Source organism: Asanoa siamensis, assembly GCF_016862555.1.
Classification (GTDB): Bacteria; Actinomycetota; Actinomycetes; order Mycobacteriales; family Micromonosporaceae; genus Asanoa; species Asanoa siamensis.
Genome location: NZ_BONE01000018.1, coordinates 89,054 through 105,623, shown reverse-complemented (window position 1 = coordinate 105,623; position 16,570 = coordinate 89,054). Strand labels below are relative to the sequence as shown.

Annotated in this window: 15 protein-coding genes; 5 read left to right on the top strand and 10 right to left on the bottom strand. The window is 71.1% G+C overall.

Annotated features, from left to right (window positions below):
* Nucleotides 1-840: a GNAT family N-acetyltransferase gene (locus Asi02nite_RS13495; RefSeq protein ID WP_203712961.1), complete on the bottom strand. Its 840-nt coding sequence runs from the start codon at nucleotides 838-840 to the stop codon at nucleotides 1-3.
* A 213-nt stretch (nucleotides 841-1,053) separates the two neighbouring features.
* Here Asi02nite_RS13495 and Asi02nite_RS13490 point away from each other — a divergent pair, with 213 nt between their 5' ends.
* Complete coding sequence (locus Asi02nite_RS13490; protein ID WP_239126691.1) at nucleotides 1,054-1,602, top strand: PadR family transcriptional regulator; 549 nt, start codon at nucleotides 1,054-1,056, stop codon at nucleotides 1,600-1,602.
* Nucleotides 1,603-2,108: 506 nt separating this feature from the next.
* Here Asi02nite_RS13490 and ispG read toward each other — a convergent pair.
* From ispG to Asi02nite_RS13465, 5 genes are read right to left on the bottom strand one after another with little or no spacing between them, the layout of a single operon-like run.
* The gene (gene ispG, locus Asi02nite_RS13485) at nucleotides 2,109-3,281 is read right to left on the bottom strand and encodes a flavodoxin-dependent (E)-4-hydroxy-3-methylbut-2-enyl-diphosphate synthase (protein ID WP_203712957.1); all 1,173 of its coding nucleotides are present in this window, start codon (nucleotides 3,279-3,281) and stop codon (nucleotides 2,109-2,111) included.
* Nucleotides 3,282-3,315: 34 nt separating this feature from the next.
* Nucleotides 3,316-4,557: a M50 family metallopeptidase gene (locus Asi02nite_RS13480; protein ID WP_203712955.1), complete on the bottom strand. Its 1,242-nt coding sequence runs from the start codon at nucleotides 4,555-4,557 to the stop codon at nucleotides 3,316-3,318.
* Nucleotides 4,557-5,750 (bottom strand): 1-deoxy-D-xylulose-5-phosphate reductoisomerase, encoded by a 1,194-nt coding sequence (dxr, locus tag Asi02nite_RS13475; RefSeq protein ID WP_203713010.1) that lies wholly within the window; start codon nucleotides 5,748-5,750, stop codon nucleotides 4,557-4,559. The genes Asi02nite_RS13480 and dxr overlap by 1 nt, the downstream gene beginning before the upstream one ends.
* Before the next feature lie 35 nt (nucleotides 5,751-5,785).
* Complete coding sequence (locus tag Asi02nite_RS13470; RefSeq protein WP_203712954.1) at nucleotides 5,786-6,307, bottom strand: YcxB family protein; 522 nt, start codon at nucleotides 6,305-6,307, stop codon at nucleotides 5,786-5,788.
* 46 nt (nucleotides 6,308-6,353) lie between these two features.
* The gene (locus Asi02nite_RS13465) at nucleotides 6,354-6,896 is read right to left on the bottom strand and encodes a GNAT family N-acetyltransferase (RefSeq protein WP_203712952.1); all 543 of its coding nucleotides are present in this window, start codon (nucleotides 6,894-6,896) and stop codon (nucleotides 6,354-6,356) included.
* Nucleotides 6,897-6,946: 50 nt separating this feature from the next.
* Between Asi02nite_RS13465 and Asi02nite_RS13460 the strand changes: the two genes are divergently transcribed.
* Complete coding sequence (locus tag Asi02nite_RS13460; RefSeq protein ID WP_203712951.1) at nucleotides 6,947-7,777, top strand: YhjD/YihY/BrkB family envelope integrity protein; 831 nt, start codon at nucleotides 6,947-6,949, stop codon at nucleotides 7,775-7,777.
* Between the two features lie 91 nt (nucleotides 7,778-7,868).
* Here Asi02nite_RS13460 and Asi02nite_RS13455 read toward each other — a convergent pair whose 3' ends face one another.
* Nucleotides 7,869-10,043: an MMPL family transporter gene (locus Asi02nite_RS13455; RefSeq protein WP_203712950.1), complete on the bottom strand. Its 2,175-nt coding sequence runs from the start codon at nucleotides 10,041-10,043 to the stop codon at nucleotides 7,869-7,871.
* Between the two features lie 101 nt (nucleotides 10,044-10,144).
* Between Asi02nite_RS13455 and Asi02nite_RS13450 the strand changes: the two genes are divergently transcribed.
* Both Asi02nite_RS13450 and Asi02nite_RS13445 read left to right on the top strand, forming a co-directional pair.
* Nucleotides 10,145-10,852, top strand: a complete 708-nt coding sequence (locus Asi02nite_RS13450; protein ID WP_203712949.1) for a TetR/AcrR family transcriptional regulator — start codon at nucleotides 10,145-10,147, stop codon at nucleotides 10,850-10,852.
* 81 nt (nucleotides 10,853-10,933) lie between these two features.
* On the top strand, nucleotides 10,934-11,422 hold the full coding sequence (locus Asi02nite_RS13445; protein ID WP_203712948.1) for a GyrI-like domain-containing protein: 489 nt from the start codon (nucleotides 10,934-10,936) through the stop codon (nucleotides 11,420-11,422).
* A 178-nt stretch (nucleotides 11,423-11,600) separates the two neighbouring features.
* Here Asi02nite_RS13445 and Asi02nite_RS13440 read toward each other — a convergent pair whose 3' ends face one another.
* Nucleotides 11,601-13,205, bottom strand: coding sequence for a Rieske 2Fe-2S domain-containing protein (locus tag Asi02nite_RS13440; protein ID WP_239126690.1), 1,605 nt, complete (start codon nucleotides 13,203-13,205; stop codon nucleotides 11,601-11,603).
* A gap of 133 nt (nucleotides 13,206-13,338) precedes the next feature.
* Between Asi02nite_RS13440 and Asi02nite_RS13435 the strand changes: the two genes are divergently transcribed.
* Nucleotides 13,339-13,563 carry a hypothetical protein gene (locus tag Asi02nite_RS13435; RefSeq protein WP_203712947.1) on the top strand — a complete coding sequence of 75 codons (225 nt, stop codon included), beginning with the start codon at nucleotides 13,339-13,341 and terminating at the stop codon, nucleotides 13,561-13,563.
* A 693-nt stretch (nucleotides 13,564-14,256) separates the two neighbouring features.
* Here the strand turns inward: Asi02nite_RS13435 and Asi02nite_RS13430 are convergent.
* A complete protein-coding gene (locus Asi02nite_RS13430; protein ID WP_203712946.1) occupies nucleotides 14,257-15,405 on the bottom strand; it encodes a DivIVA domain-containing protein in 1,149 nt (382 codons plus the stop codon).
* A gap of 43 nt (nucleotides 15,406-15,448) precedes the next feature.
* Nucleotides 15,449-16,570, bottom strand: coding sequence for a dual-specificity RNA methyltransferase RlmN (gene rlmN / locus Asi02nite_RS13425; protein WP_203713007.1), 1,122 nt, complete (start codon nucleotides 16,568-16,570; stop codon nucleotides 15,449-15,451).

The following is a 16,570-nucleotide window of genomic DNA, read 5'->3' as shown; positions in this document are numbered from 1 at the left end:
TCAGAAGAGGACGGTGGCGAACTCGCCGACCGAGGAGAAGCCACACCGCGCGTACGCCCGCCGGGCCGGCTCGTTGAAGTCGTTGACGTAGAGGCTGACCGTCGGCGCGACCCGGCGCAGCGCGTCGCGCATGACCGCGGCCAGCGCGGGTGCCGCGATCCCCTTGCCGCGCCAGTTCGGCGCGACCCAGACGCCCTGGACCTGCGCGGTGTGCCGGGTGACGACCGCGAGCTCGGCCTTGAAGACCACCTCGCCGTCCACGAAGCGGGCGTACGCGCGGCGGGCGCGGACCAGGTCGGCGACGCGACGCCGGTAGCCGACACCGCCGTCGTCGACGAGGGGCGAGACGCCGACCTCCTCGGTGTACATCGCGACCGCGGCGGGGAAGAGCGCGTCGGTCTCGTCGGTGCGGACGACCCGGACGCCGGGATCGGGGCTGACATCGGGCATCGAGTCGGCCATCAGCAGCGGCTGCTGGGGTCGGACCTCGCGGGCCGGGCCCCAGTGGGCGGAGAGCCGTTCCCAGAGACCGAGGACGGCGTCGGCGCGGCCGACGATCGACGAGCAGGTGCGGTCCTCGGCGGCGAGCCGCTCGGCGAACGCGGCGACGGCCGGCGGGCCGGCGTGGACGGGCGTCAGGTGGCCGCCGAGCCAGCAGAGCGCTTCGACGTGGCGGCGCGACCCGTACCCGAAGATCCGCCCGTCGGCGCGCCACCAGGCGAGGCCGCGCGCGGCGACACGCTCGGCCACCTGCGCGGCGCCGTAGGGGTCGGTGTCCAGGAGGCGCTCGACCGCTCCCCGCTCGGTCTCGCCGAGCTGCCGGACGGGCACCATCAACACGCCCTCAAGCGTGCCAGATCACCGCGCGGACGACCTCCCCCGGTTTGGTGGGCTCTCTTTCCATGTGTGGTCCAGGCCACTGCGTGTTGTCGTCGATGCATTGCCGATATATCGTCAACGTATCGACAACAGATCGGAGGAGGACCTATGAGGTTCCAACGAGAGAACTTTCATCGCGGCGGGCATCACCATGGCCATGGCGATGCGGCCCGCATGCGCGGACACGGCTTCCCCGGCGGCGACTTCGGCTGGGGCGGCGGCTTCGGCGGTTTCGGCGGGGGCCCGGGCGGGCCACGCGGGCGCGGCCGGGGCGGCCGCCGGGCAAACGTCCGCGCGGCCCTGCTGGCGCTGCTCACCGAGCGGCCCATGCACGGCTACGAGATGATCCAGGAGCTCGAGCAGCGTACGGGCGGCATGTGGCGCCCGAGCCCGGGCTCGGTCTATCCCACCCTTCAGCTGCTGGAGGACGAGGGGCTGATCGTCAGTACGAGCGAGGGTGGCCGCAAGAGCTTCTCGCTGACGGAGGCGGGCCAGGCCGAGGCCACGCAGGCGGCCGAGCAGGCGCCGTGGAGCGCCTTCGAGGCGGCGGGCACGGTCAACAGCTGGCACGACATCCGCGAGGCGGCGATGGGCACGATGAACGCCCTCCGCCAGGTACTCCGCAACGGCACGGACGACCAGCGCACCCGCGCGGCGGAGGTGCTCGACGAGGCCCGGCGCAAGCTCTACGCGATCCTGGCCGAAGACCCCGGCACCCGGTGACGACGTCGCGCGCCGCTCGCGCCGCGAACCACGGGGGTTCGCGGCGCGTCGGGGGCGCGCCTTGACGTGGCGGGCTCGGCTCGGCCGCGGCTCGCGGTCGGCCGGGTTCTGGTAGGCCGCGGCTGTGGGGGGCGCGGTACGAAGGCTCCGCGAACTGTTTCTGGTTCGCGGAGCCTTCGCCTTGGCTGCGCAGCGTCGCGAACCACCTGGGCCTCCGGTAACCCAGCCTCAGGCGCCCGGGTCCGACGGCCCAAGCGCATACCGCGTCCGGCCTCCGGCGTCCGGCCTCCGGTCCAAAGCGCGGCCATCGAGCGCCATCCGCCCGCAGCGTCAAAATCACGACCCCCGGCGGCCTTCACCGCGCGACACCCGCGGCGCCGCGCCCGAGCGAAGCTCGCCGCTTCCGGCGGCGCCAGGGGCGCGGCGCGCGCGAGAACCGGCCTGTGCGCGAACGACGAAGGCTCCGCGGACCCGGTCGGGTCGGCGGAGCCTTCGGGTGCTGCTGGCTAGTGGACGGTGACCGTCGGGCCGACCGCGAGCTCGCGGAGTTCCTCCGGCAGGTCCGCGCCCATCTCCTCGGCCAGGCGGACCGCCTCGGCGATCAGGGTCTCGACGATCTGGGCCTCGGGCACCGTCTTGATGACCTGGCCCTTGACGAAGATCTGGCCCTTGCCGTTGCCGGACGCCACGCCGAGGTCGGCCTCGCGCGCCTCGCCCGGACCGTTGACCACGCAGCCCATGACGGCGACGCGCAGCGGCACCGGCAGGCCTTCGAGCCCCGCGGTGACCTCTTCGGCCAGCTTGTAGACGTCGACCTGGGCCCGCCCGCAGGACGGGCACGAGACGATCTCGAGGCCGCGCTCGCGCAGGCCGAGTGACTCGAGGATCTGCTGACCGACCTTGACCTCTTCGACCGGCGGCGCGGAGAGCGACACCCGGATCGTGTCGCCGATGCCCTCGGCGAGCAGGGCGCCGAAGGCGACCGCGGACTTGATCGTGCCCTGGAAGGCCGGGCCCGCCTCGGTGACGCCGAGGTGCAGCGGGTAGTCGCACTGCTCGGCGAGCTGCCGATAGGCGCGGATCATCACGACCGGGTCGTTGTGCTTCACCGAGATCTTGATGTCGCGGAAGCCGTGCTCCTCGAACAGCGAGCACTCCCAGAGCGCCGACTCGACCAGGGCCTCCGCCGTGGCCTTGCCGTATTTCTGCAGCAGCCGCTTGTCGAGCGAGCCCGCGTTGACGCCGATCCGGATCGGCACGCCGGCGGCCGACGCCGCGGCGGCGATCTCCTTGACCTTGTCGTCGAACTGCCGGATGTTGCCCGGGTTGACCCGGACGGCGGCGCAGCCGGCGTCGATCGCCGCGAACACGTACCGCGGCTGGAAGTGGATGTCGGCGATCACCGGGATCTGCGACTTCTTGGCGATCGCGGGCAGCGCCTCGACGTCGTCCTGCGACGGCACGGCCACCCGGACGATCTGGCAGCCCGACGCCGTGAGCTCGGCGATCTGCTGCAGCGTCGCGTTGATGTCGGCGGTCAGCGTGGTCGTCATCGACTGGACGGACACCGGTGCCCCACCACCGACCGGCACCGAGCCGACGTGGATCTGCCGGCTCTGCCGCCGTGGAGCCAGCGGCGGGGGCGGGACGGCCGGCATACCCAGACTGATCGCGGTCACAGGAACACTCACCTCGGAACGAGTTGTGCGGGTTCTAGAAGAGCGTGATGGGGTTGATGATGTCAGCAGTGATCGTCAGGAGCGTAAAAGCCCCACCGATCAGGATAACCGCGTACGTAACGGGCATCAGTTTGAAGTAGTCGACGTGCCCTGGATCGGGCTTCCCCAACCGCGCGGCGAACCACGACCGGATCCGTTCGAACCAGGCGATCGCGATGTGCCCACCGTCAAGTGGTAGCAGCGGCAGCAGGTTGAACACGCCAATAAAGAAGTTCAACGAGACGAACAGCAGGACAACGACTTCCCACGCGCTGTGCTCGACGGCCTCGCCACCGAGGCGGCTGGCACCGACGACGCTGATCGGGGTGTCGGCGTCGCGCGGCGCGCCGGTGATGGCGTCCCAGAGCGCCGGGACCTTCTGCGGGATCCGCTGCAGCGAGTGCACCGTGTCGACGGCGAGGTTGCCGGTGAACTTCGCGGTCGCCGGGAACGCCTCGATCGGGTTGCTCTTGACCATGATCGGCACGCCGGGCGGCGGGACCGGGCCGGCCACGCCGAGCGCGCTCACGTTGCTGACCGGACCGGTGGGGTCGCCGACCGGCGGCCGCTGCACCGAGGCGAGCGAGACGTTGACCTGCTGCTGGGCGCCGGCCCGCTCGTAGTTGATCGTCGCCTGCGAGCCCGCCGGCAGCTTGCGGATCTGGTTGACGAGGTCGGCGTAGGTCGGCACCAGGACCCCGTTGACCGCGGTGATCTTGTCGTCGTCCTGCAGGCCCGCCTGCTTGGCCGGGCTGGCCGGGTCGCCGGGGATGCAGTCGCGGTTGTCGGCCGTCGCACCGACGATGACGCAGTTGGTGACCTTGACGTAGGCCGGCTGCGGCCCGTCGAGCGCCGGGTTGGGCAGGCCCATGAAGATGGCCGCGAACCAGAGCGCGACGACCGCCAGCAGGAAGTGGGTGATCGAACCCGCGCTCATCACGACGGTGCGCTTCCAGAGCGGGAACCGCCACATGGCCCGGGGCTCGTCGGCCGGGTCGACGTCGTCGTCCTGCGGCGTCATGCCGACGATCTTGCAGAAGCCGCCGAGGGGGATGCCCTTGATGCCGTATTCGGTCTCGCCGCGCTTGAAGGACCACAGCGTCGGGCCGAAGCCCACGAAGTATTTGGTGACCTTCATGCCGAACCGCTTGGCGGTGAGCATGTGCCCGGCTTCGTGCAGGCTGACCGATATCAGGATCACAAGGGCGAAGCCCACCACCCCGGCCAGATACAGCATCAGGCTCCCCTCACCGCTGACCCGATTAGTTCGCGCGCCTGCTCCCGGGCCCACGTCTCCGCGGCGAGCACGTCATCGACGGTACCTGGTTCGCCGAAATCGGGCGCCGCGGTCAGAACCTGCTCCACGGTGTCCACTATGCCGAGGAACGGCAACCGGCCGGCCGTGAACGCGGCCACACACTCCTCGTTGGCGGCGTTGTAGATCGCCGGACGGCACCGTCCCGCCCGCCCGGCCGCCTTGGCCAGCTCGACCGCGGGGAAGGCGGCGTCGTCGAGCGGCTCGAAGGTCCAGGTGTTGGCGGTGCTCCAGTCGACCGGCCGGGCGGCGTCGGCGACCCGGTCGGGCCAGCCCAGGCCCAGCGAGATCGGTAGTCGCATGTCGGGCGGGCTCGCCTGGGCGATCGTCGACCCGTCGAAGAACTCCACCATGGAGTGGATCACCGACTGTGGGTGCACGACCACCTGGATGTCGTCGTAGGCGACGTCGAACAGCTCATGCGCCTCGATCACCTCGAGCGCCTTGTTGACCATGGTGGCCGAGTTGATCGTGACCACCGGGCCCATGTTCCAGGTGGGGTGCGCCAGCGCCTCGTCGGGCGTGACCTCGGTCAGCTCGTCGCGCCGCCGACCCCGGAACGGCCCGCCGCTGGCGGTGAGGACCAGCTTGCGCACCTCGCGCTCGGCGCCGGAGCGCAGGCACTGGGCGAGCGCGGAGTGCTCGGAGTCGACCGGGACGAGCTGACCGGGCCGGGTCACCGCGGCCTTGACCAGGCTGCCGCCGGCGATCAGCGACTCCTTGTTGGCCAGCGCCAGCACCCGCCCGGCCCGCAGCGCGGCCAGGGTCGGCGCCAGCCCCAGCGAGCCCACCACCCCGTTGAGCACCAGGTCGGCGGGCCACTCGGCGAGCTCGGCCATGGCGGTCGGCCCGGCCAGGATCTTGGGGATGCGGAAGTCGCCCGTCGCGTAGCCCTTGCGGGCCGCCTCGGCGTAGAAGGCGAGCTGGAGGTCCTGAGCCGCGGACGCCTTGGCGACGCCGACCGCCTCGACGCCCAGCTCCAGCGCCTGCGCGGCGAGCAAACCGACGTTGCCGCCGCCGGCGCCGAGGGCGACGACCCGGAACCGGTCGGGGTTGCGGCGCACGATGTCGACGGCCTGGGTGCCGATCGACCCGGTGCTGCCGAGCAGGACGATCTCGCGGGCTGCTTCGCTCACTGGGCCATTCTCCCCTATCGCGCGGCGGGGTCCGAAGTTGTCCACAGGCCGCGCCGGGGACGGTTCAGCAGACCCTCCCGATCGAGCACGTCGGCCAGCTCCGCCCGTTCCCCCGGCGTGAGCCCGTCCACGGGGATCGGGAAGTACTGGTTGCGGGCCAGCCAGAGCAGGAGGAGGTCGGGCAGGAGCGCCGCCCGCTGCAGGTCCGACCAGCGCAGCTTCTCCTCGCCGTCCGCGTACCTGGTGATGATCCCGCCGTCGTGGATCTCGTACTCGATCTCGATCGGGGCATAGCCCCGCTGTTGCCGGCGCAGGGCCGCGACCACCCCGGTCGGGTACGCGAGGGCGAACAGGCCGAGCGCGATGATCGCGAGGTCGAGCACCGGGTCGCCGGGCAGGGCGACCGCGCTGAACACGCCGAGCGCGACCACGGCGAGGCCCAACAGGTGGAAGCAGCGGAACAGCCAGCGCGACACGTAACGGAGAGCCGCGACCGGCCTCCGCCGGTCAGGAGCGGCGACGATGACGATGCGCACCGAAGGAGGGTAGTTCCGGCAGCCGGGTCACCGATGCCCCGCCGGATCAGTCGGGCGTGGCGGCCAAGTGGTAGGTGTCAAGCTCGACCCCGCCGTACCAGTCGCGGCGCTTGCCGATCGGCGCCATGCCGAGGCGACGGGCCACCGCCACTGAGGGCGCGTTCCCCTCCCGGATGACCGCGAAGATCTCCTGGAGCCCTGCGCCGAAGGCCCGCTCGATGGCCGCCCGCCCGGCCTCGGTCGCGTAGCCGTTTCCCCACGAGTCCGGGTGCAGGTGCCAGCCGACCTCGATGTCGGTCGTCGGCTCGTTGTCGACCCCCGGCAGCGGGACCACCAGCACCGAACCGACGGTGACGCCCGTGTCGCGGACGTCGACCGCCCAGATCCCGTAGCGGTCGTCCGCCGACGCGCGGGCCCGCCAGCGTTGGATGAAGCCCAACGCCTCCGCCTCGTTCTCCAGGACGCGCGGCTCGGCGCCCAGCCAGCGGGCGACCTCCCAGCGGCGCATGATGTCGAAGACCCGGGCCACGTCGGCGTCGCTCTCCGTCCAGTGCCGAACGATCAGCCGATCCGTCTCGAAGACCGTCATGTGCAGGGATGCTAGTGAGTGTCGGGCGCCCTTTCAGGGAAAGGAAGGGCATGTTCGAGGGCCTGGGGAGGGTGCTGCGCACCGCGTTCGCGCCGCTTCGCGGGCGGGACCTGTCGCTGCACGCGGCGGCGATCACCTTTTACGGCGCCATCGCGATCGTGCCGGTGTCGCTGCTGGCGCTCTGGCTGACCGGGCTGGTCGCGGGCGCTGACCGGGTACGGCGGCTGACCTCCTACGCGACGGAGACCCTGCCCGCGTCGATCGGGGCCGACCGGGCCGTCGCGGCGCTGATCGAGGCCGGGCTGACCCTGACGCCGTGGTTGGCGGTGGCGGCCCTGCTGCCGGCGTCGTTCTACGGCGAGGGCCTGCGGCGGGCCTTCGTCTCGGTCGCGCGCCCGGGCGACGAACGCCTGATCGGCTGGCGCGGCCGCCTGCTGCTCCTCCCCTTGCTGGCGCCGGCACCGGCGCTGGTCCTGGCCACGATCGCGTCGCTGCCCTACACGACGGGCCTGGTCCGGCGGGGCGGCTGGGCACTGGCGCTCGGCGTGGTCCTGTCGTTCCTGGCCGTCTGGCTCGTGCTGACGCCGGTGCTCATCTGGGTGTACCGCGTCGTCGGCCCCGGCCGCCCCGACTGGCTCCCCGCCTGCCTGGTCGGCTCCTTCACGGCGGCGAACCTGTCCGGCTTCCTGCACGGCTTCGTCCTGTTCACCTCCTTCCCACTGGACCTCGGCATCCCCTTCGGCGGCCTCGACCCGATCGGCGCGGTCGTGGCCGTCCTCCTGTGGCTCTACCTGTTCCACGTGATCGTCCTCGCCGGCTACTCGGGCACGCTCGCCTTCAGCGCTGCCCTGGCAGCCCGGCGAGCCGCGAAAGCCGGGTAGAACCGGGACCGCCGACGCACGTCGACGAGTCGCGGCGGCCGGCCAGCCCCGCTCCGCGACCGCCGACGCACCATGCTCGACCCCGCGGACGTCAGTCGCCGCGGCCGCTCCCAGCCAACGCCTCCTCCTTGGCCACCGCCGGATGCGGCTCCAGTTCGCGGATGCCGAACCGGCGGTAGATCGCGCCCAGCGGACCCGGCGCCCACCAGTTCCAGCGGCCCAGCAGGCGCATCGTCGCCGGGACCAGCAGTAGTCGGACGAGGGTGGCGTCGACGATGATGGCCACGATCATGCCGATGCCGATCAGCTTGATGAAGGCGATCCCGCCGCTCGCGAAGCCCGCCACCACCACGATCAGCAGCAGCGCGGCCGCCGTGATGATCCGGCCGGTGTGCTGGAGGCCCGAGGCGACCGAGGCGGTGTTGTCGCCGCCGCGATCCCACTCCTCACGCACCCGTGACAGCAGGAAGACCTCGTAGTCGGTCGCGAGTCCGAACAGGACGGCGAGCATCAGGATCGGATTGCTCGGCTCGATGAAACCGGTCGGCGTGAAGCCCAGGAAGTCCGCGAAGTGCCCATCCTGGAAGACCCAGACGACCACACCGAACGAGGCGCCGATCGAGACCAGGTTCATCAGCACCGCCTTGATCGGCAGCACGATCGAACCGAAGGCGAGGAAGAGCAGGACGAGCGTCGCTGAGGCCATGATCAAGGCCATCCACGGTAGGTGCGCGACCAGGCTGTCGATCAGGTCGATGTCGGCCGCGGTGCGGCCGCCGACCAGGACGTCGACGCCCGCCGGCTCCGGTAGGTCGCGGATCGCCCGCACCACCTCCTGGGCCGCGTCGCCGGTCGACTCGCCCTGGTAGGTCACGGTGAGCAGCGACGAGCCGCCCTGCGACGCGGCGGCCTGGACGTCGGTCACGTCCGGCAACGCCGCGATGGACGACGCCACCCGCTCCGATGCCGCGGTGCCGCCGCCCGAGACCAGCACCTCGATCGGCCCGACGGTGCCGCCCGCGAAGTCGGCGCTGATCGCGTCGGACACCACCCGCGGCTCGGACCCCGGCGGCAGCACCCGCTCGTCGAACCCACCGAACTCGATCCGCAGCACCGGCGACGCGAGGACGCCGAGGATGACGATGACGCCCGCGGCGTACACGATGGGTCGGCGCATCACGCTCCGGGCGATCCGCGCCCACGCGCCGTCGCCGCTGGTGCGCCCCCGACCGCGGCCCCACGGCAGGGGCACGCGTAGGGCGTTGATCCGGTGCCCGAGCACCACGAGCAGGGCCGGCAGCGCGGTGAGGGCGGCCAGCATCGCCACCAGCACCGCCGCGAGGCCGCCGAACCCCATGGAGCGCAGGAAGGACTGCGGGAAAATCAGCAGGCTGGCCAGTGCGAGCGCGATGGTCAGCCCGGACACCAGGACCGTGCGGCCCGCGGTGGCCATGGTGCGCGCGATCGCGGCAGGCGGCTCGTGGCCGTGGGCCAACTCCTCCCGGAACCGGCTGACGATGAACAGCGCGTAGTCGACCGCCATGCCCAGACCGATCAACGTGATGATGTTGATCGCGAAGACGGACACGTCGGTGACCATGTTGATCAGCCGCACGACCACGAGCGAGCCGAGGATCGCTATGCCGCCGATCATCAGCGGTGTGGCGGCCGCGGCCAGGCCGCCGAAGATGAGGACCAGCAGGACGAGCAGGACCGGCAGCGAGAACATCTCCGCCCGGGCCAGGTCGGCGCTGGTCTGCTCGTTGGCCTCGTCCAGGAACGGGATCGTGCCGCCCGTACGCGTGGTGATCCCGGGTGCGGTCAACGCCGGCTCGATCGTCTCGTACGCGGAGGTCTTGCCGTCCGGGTCTGTCGCCTTGAGCTGCACCATCGCGTAGGTGGCGTGCCGGTCGGTGGAGACCAGCGCCGGCGACTGGGTGTCGTAGAAGCTGGTCACGCTCGCGACCTCGGGCAGCGCACGGACCTTCTCCAGCGTCGCCGTCACCGGGTCGCGGAAGCGTGGGTCGTCGACGGCAACACCGGCGTCGGAGTAGAGCACGAGCACGTCGACGTCCTGGTTGCCCAACTCGGCGACGACGCGCTCGCGGAACTTCGTGGACTCGGCGCTGGGATCCTCGAACCCGCCGCCGGTCAGGGCACCGAACACCCCGGAACCCCAGGCCGCCCCGACCAGCACCAGCGCCGCCGCCGCGGCCAGCACGACCCAACGGAACCGGACGACCGCCCGCCCCCACCACGCGAACATGGATCCCCCCACGGATCTGTGCAAAACTGACGAACAGCGTTAGGAAGATGAACGGCGTTAACTATGGCAACAGTGTTCTCGGCAGTCAAGGGAGTTCGCGATTGAGCGCGCCGACCCGGCGTGAGCGCCTGCGTACCTCGACCCTCTCGGAGATCAAGGAGGAGGCCCGGCGGCTGCTGGTCACCGGCGGCCCCGACGCGATCTCGCTGCGGGCGATCGCCCGCGAGATGGGCATGACCGCGCCCGCGATCTATCGCTATTTCGACAGCCTCGACGCGCTCGTCGAGGCGCTGGCGGGCGATCTCTACGCCGAGCTGTCCGAGGTCGTGGCGACGGCCAAGCAGGACGCCGGCGACGACCCGGTCACCCAGGTCAAGGCGATGGCGCGCGCGTTCCGGGGCTGGTCGGTGGCGCATCCGGCCGAGTTCGCCCTCATCCTCGGCAACCCGCTGCCGGGCATCGTCGCGTTCCAGGAGAGCTGCGACGAGGAGCACCATCCGGGCGTCGAGTTCGGCCGCCCGTTCATGGAGACGATCAACGCCCTCTGGCTGCGCGAACGCTATGCCACGCCGCCGCGGACGCTGATGGAGGAGCGGCTCGCCGCCCATCTCGAGCCGCTGCGCGCCAGCCACGGCGACCAGTATCCGATCGAGGTCACCTGGGCGTTCCTCAGTGGCTGGTCACGGCTCTACGGGCTGGTGTCCATGGAGGTCTTCCACCACCTGCGGTGGGCGGTCTCCGATCCGGGCGCGCTCTTCGAGATGGAGTTGCACGCCTACGTCGACCAGTTCACGAGCCAGAAAAGCTGACGCGGGTACGCGCGGCGGAATTCTGTCGGACCCCGCACCCATAATGGTCCGGTCGATGAAGCCACGAGGAAGGACCCGGCTGTGAGCAGCGAGCCCAGCGTGACCGACCGTCCGGCGCAGGACTACGTCGCCATCAAGCGCACGGTGACGATGAGCTCCATCGCCGACATCGCCGACCGCATTCCGGACGTGCTCGCGTTCCTACGCCAGCGCGGCATCGCACCCGCCGGCGCGCCGTTCCTCAAATACAACACCATCGACATGGAGGGTGACCTCGAGATCGAGGCCGGCGTTCCCGTCAACATGCCTGTCGGCGGCAGCGGTGACATCTTCGGCGAGGTCCTACCGGCGGGCCGATACGCGACCGTCACCCACGTCGGCCACCCCGACGAGCTCCTCCAGGTCACCGGCGACCTGCTGGGCTGGGCGCACGAGCGCGACCTCGAGTTCGACCACCACGACTCCCCCGCCGGCGACGTCTGGCGCTGCCGGCTGGAGATCTACCACACCCACCCCGCGGAGACCCCCATCGACAAGTGGGAGACCGAGCTCGCGTTCCTACTACGCTAGGTTCTGTTTCGTATCTGGAGCCGGGCTGCGGCGGGCCCAGCCGCCGCCTGGCCGCACGGCCCCTTCACCCGGATACAACACCGGTATCCGGGCAAAGCCGCCGCACGCCCAGACGAAACCTGGACTCCGCCTCGCCTCGACCGCAGATACGCAACAGAACCTAGGCGCCCCGCGCCGGCTAGGCCGGCGTGGCGGCGGTGGCCGGGGCGTCGCCCTCGGGGTTGGCATCGGGCGCGGGCTCGCCCGCCCGACGCGCGCGGATCTGGTGCCCCACGCCGGTCAGGCAGCGCCCGCTGGGCAGGTCGAACCGCCACCCGTGCAGCTGGCAGGTGAGCTGGTCGCCGTCGACGATCCCGAAGCGGGTCAGGTCGGCCTTGAGGTGCGGGCAGCGGCGCTGCACCACCCAGTCGCCGAGCGTGATGTCCTCGGCGTCGGTGGCGCGCTGGTGCTCGTCGTACCAGCCCTCGGCATACTGCAGCCGCTCTTCCGACAGGCACTTGAAGAACGCGTAGACGAACTCGTTGTACTGGCCGATCCGGGCCGCCGAGAAGCGGCAGGAGAGGAACAGCGAGTTCACCCAGTCGACCTCGTCGATGAACAGGAGGTGCTCGATCAGCGCGCGCTCGGTGCGGAAGCGGTAGCGGACCTTCTCGTCGGCATAGCGCCGGACCTCCTGGCCCGGGAAGTCCACCACGATCGACTCGACCGAGTCGCCGTCGTAGCCGACCAGGTCGAAGCGCACCGGCCCGCCGACACCCTTGGCCAGATAGATCGACTCGTCGAGGAGCGGCTCGATCCGCCGCTTCATCTCCTTGAGCACGTCGATCTCGGGGTGCCGCCAGGAGGCCTTCTCGGCGGCGATGATCGGGCGCTTGCGCTCCCGCATCTCCTCGAGATGCGCGACCTTGTTGGCGAAGAACTCGTCGACGTCGGTCGGGTGCGTGGTCTCGATCGAGTCCTGGGTGATCTCGGTGACGCTGCCGGGCAGGAGGACCACGCCGTTGGTGCCGCCGACCTTGGCGTACTCCTTCATGAAGACCGACTGGTCCGGGAAGATGTTGCCCTCGTCGCCGAAGATGTCGTTGAACTGCCACAGCTCGTCGTCGAGGAAGCACGGCGGCCCGGCGATCGGGAAGACGTGCGACGCCTTGAGGTCGTCGATATAGCGCCAGGTGCGGTCGAACTGCCGGTCCCGCTTCTGCTTGCCGAACGCCGTCTTGGCGGCCTGGGGCAGCTCGTAGACCATCGGATACCAGATGGCCCCGGAGAACTGCAGCATGTGCGCGTGCACGTGGCCGAGCGAGGCGAACAGCGAGAGGTCGGTGGGCCGGGCGTCGTTCTGGTTGAGCAGCCGCACGCCGTCGTACTCGACCCAGAGCGAGGAGTCACCGATCGGGCCGTCCGTCGGCGACGTCAGCGCCTGGATCATGACCTTCAGGCCGCCGTCGAGCTCGATGACCTCTTCCGACACCGTCTTGACGAAGTCGGTGAAGCCCAGCTCGCGCAGCTCGTCCTCGAGCTCGCTGGTCGGATACTCCGGCAGCAGCACGCGGGCCTTCTTCGAAACGAAGCGCTTGAGGTGCGCGGCGTCGAAGTGGTCGCGGTGCAGGTGGCTCAGATAGAGATAGTCGACCTGACCGAGGGTCTCCCAGTCGAGCAGCGAGTTGTCGGGGAACGGAAACCACGACGCGAAATACGCGGGGTTGACCCAGGGGTCGCAGAGGATGCTTCCCGCCGGGGTGTCGATCCGCATGCTGGCGTGTCCCGTCCCGGTCACTCGCACGGCAGCAAACCCCCAAGATCAAAAGCTCGGCATGTACGGCGAAAACGCTACCCGACGAGCCGGGGTGCCCGATCCTCGACGCCACGGACGTGCCACACTGATCTCCGCACCCAGCCGAGGGAGGAGCCACGAGGTGGCAGAGCACGAGCCGGTCATCGCACCTGACCAGAGGAAACCTGGCCACCGCAAGGCCGGGCGGCTCGGTGCCGTCGTCGTCGCGATCTCACTGGTGCTGATGCAGTTCTGCAACAACGAGGTCACCGGCGTCGAGCGCATCTGGCTCAACGGCATCGCGGCGGCCCTAATCCTCGCGGTCATCGGCGACGCGGTCCTCCGCCGCAACGGCCTGCGCTCCTGACCACGCCGAGCCGGCGCGAAACAGGTTCGCCGCGGTAGAGGAAGGCTCTGCTGCGGCCGAGGCGAGCCCCCGCTTCCGGGGGCGAGCAGAGCGACCGAGCCGTTCGTTCCAGGGTCAAAAGCAACCGAGCCTTTCCCGGGTCCGTCGGGGGCACGACCGTCGCTCCCGCCGGGCACCGCTCGCTACGCGTCGCTGCCAGGTCCGCGCCACCAGACCAGCCAGGTCACGGCCATCCCGAATCACGCGGCGCCGTAGGCCCCCGATCAGCGCGGCAGCGCGGCAGCGCGGCAGCGCGGCAGCGCGGCAGCGCGGCAGCGCGGCAGCGCGGCAGCGCGGCAGCGCGGCAGCGGCCGGATGGTCGCGGGCCGGTCGACACCAAGGAACAGCCATGGCGTGTCGGTAATCACGAGCTTCGCAGTCCGCCTACGCGGCGCTTCGGACACCAGGGCTCTACAGATAATCTCGCGGCCCAAGACCCGGCCGCGCAGCGCCACGCACGTTCGTCACAGACATAGGGGGCGCCCCCGCACGCCGGTGAGGCGACCTGGCAAGCCACGCCGATGGAACCGAAGGTCGAGCCCCGGCCGAGCACCAGGGTGCGGGCGTCGCCGTCATGGCAGCGCCCCGCGGCCCGGAAACGCACCCGCCCGCCGGTCGCGAACGACCTGCGGGCGGGAACCAAACCTACGACGCTCAGCGCCGCCGCACGATGTCGCGGACCTCGAGCAGTGCCTGCTCGACCTCGGCCTCGAAATAACCCCCGGGCACCAGCCCGAACTGGGTCGCGTCGAAGTCGGCGTCCGTCGTCGGGATGGGGCCGCGGCCCGTCATTCCGGTGAGCACGTCCTCGAAGAAGCGGTCGACCTGGTTGGGGTCGTAGCCGCTGCCGAAGCGCCGCACCTGGAACGACCGTCGCATGTGGTCGACCCGGGCCAGGTCGCTCCCGGGCGGGCCCATCAGCGGCGGGCCACCCATGCCGGGCGCGCCCATGCCGCCACCGGGCGGGCCACCCATCGCGAGGCCGGGGCCGCCGCCCATGCCGGGCGCGCCACCCATCGCCGGGCCACCGCCCATGCCGGGACCAGGACCCGCGCCGGGGCCAGGGCCACCCGGGTGCGCCGGACCACCACGGCCCGGATCGCCGCGCTCGGGCATCCGGATCTCCGCGGTCATGTCCATCCGCGCGCGCCGGCCGGGCTGCTCAGGGCCGTCGTAACCGTCATCCTGCCCGGGGAAGCCGGGGCCGCCACGCATCGGGCCGGGGCCGCCGGCCATCGGGGGGCCGTCGTACCCGCGCGGCGGGGGCGCACCGTCGAAAGCAGCGCCGCCGTAGGGCGGGGGCGGGCCGGGGCGGGCGTACGGGTCCTCGTTGGGCACCGGGCGGGTCGGCAGCGGGCCGCCACCCATCGCGGGCCGGCGGTCCGGCGGGCCGAACGAACCGGGCGGCGGCGCCGGGATCGGCGGGCCCATCCGGTCGGCAGGACCCATCCGCTCCTGCGGCGGGCCCATCCGGTCGCCACCGGGCGGGCCGAGCGCGCCCGACGGCGGACCCATCCGGTCCGGGAGGCCCATCCGGTCGGGACCGCTGAACCGGCCGTTGCGCTCCTCGAGCTCACCGACCTGCCGCTCGACCCGGTCGAGGTGGAGGTCGACCTGCCACTCGTCGTACCCGCCGAAGCGCACCCGGAAGACGACGTCGTGGACCTCCTGGGAACCGACCGGCGCACCGATCGGATCACCGGCGAGGGTCGCCTCGACGCGGTCGAGGAAGGCGTCGACCTCGTCGACCTTGTAGCCGCGACGCAACGCCCGACGGCGGAATCGTTGACCCTGGCTCGCCACTATGTCTCCTGGTTAGTTCGCTCAACCGCGGCCCCGAACGCGGTCATGTCGTCACCTCGGTCGCGGCGAGCTGACCGCACGCGCCGTCAATCTCGCGACCTCTGGTGTCACGCACGGTAGTCGACACGCCCGCTGCGCGCAGCCTCCGGACGAACTCGCGTTCGACCGGCTTGCTGCTCGCGTCCCATCGGCTGCCCGGAGTCGGGTTCAGCGGGATGAGGTTGACGTGCGCGAGCCGCCCGGCCAGTAGACGCCCGAGCAGGTCCGCTCGCCAGGGCTGGTCGTTCACGTCTTTGATCATCGCGTATTCGACGGAAACACGGCGCCCCGTGCGATCCGCGTAGTGCCACGCGGCGTCGAGCACCTCGGCCACCTTCCACCGTTGGTTGACCGGCACCAGTTCATCGCGCAGATCATCATCGGGCGCGTGCAGCGACAACGCAAGAGTCACCTGGAGGTCTTCCTCGGCGAGCTTGCGCATGGCCGGCACCAACCCGACGGTGGAGATCGTGATGTGCCGCTGCGACAGCCCGAGGCCCTCCGGCGCGGGCGACGTCAACCGGCGCACCGCCGCCAGCACCCGGTTGTAGTTGGCCAGCGGTTCGCCCATGCCCATGAACACCACGTGCGACAGCCGGGTCGGCGAGCCGGTGATCACGCCGGACGCCGCGACACCGGCGAGGTAGACGGCCTGGTCGACGATCTCGGCGGTGGACAGGTTGCGGGTCAGCCCCGCCTGGCCGGTCGCGCAGAACGGGCACGCCATGCCGCAGCCGGCCTGGCTGGAGATGCAGACGGTGACCCGGTCGGGATAGCCCATCAGCACGCTCTCGACCAGCGCGTTGTCGTGTAGTCGCCAGAGCGCCTTGCGCGTCGCGCCGTCGTCCGTCGCCATCTCGCGCACCGGCGTCAGCAACCGCGGCAACAGGTCACCGGCGATCTTGGCCCGGCTGGCCGCCGGCAGGTCGGTCATCTCGTCGGCGTCGCGCACCAGCCGCCCGAAGTAATGGGTCGACAGTTGCCGCGCACGAAACTTGGGCTCACCGAGCGCGACCAACGCCGCCTCGCGTCCCGCGACGTCAAGATCGGCAAGATGGCGCGGCGGCATGGCCGCACGCCGCCCGGCGGGAGCGGCCTCCGACTGGATTATTGGCAGGCTCGTCAT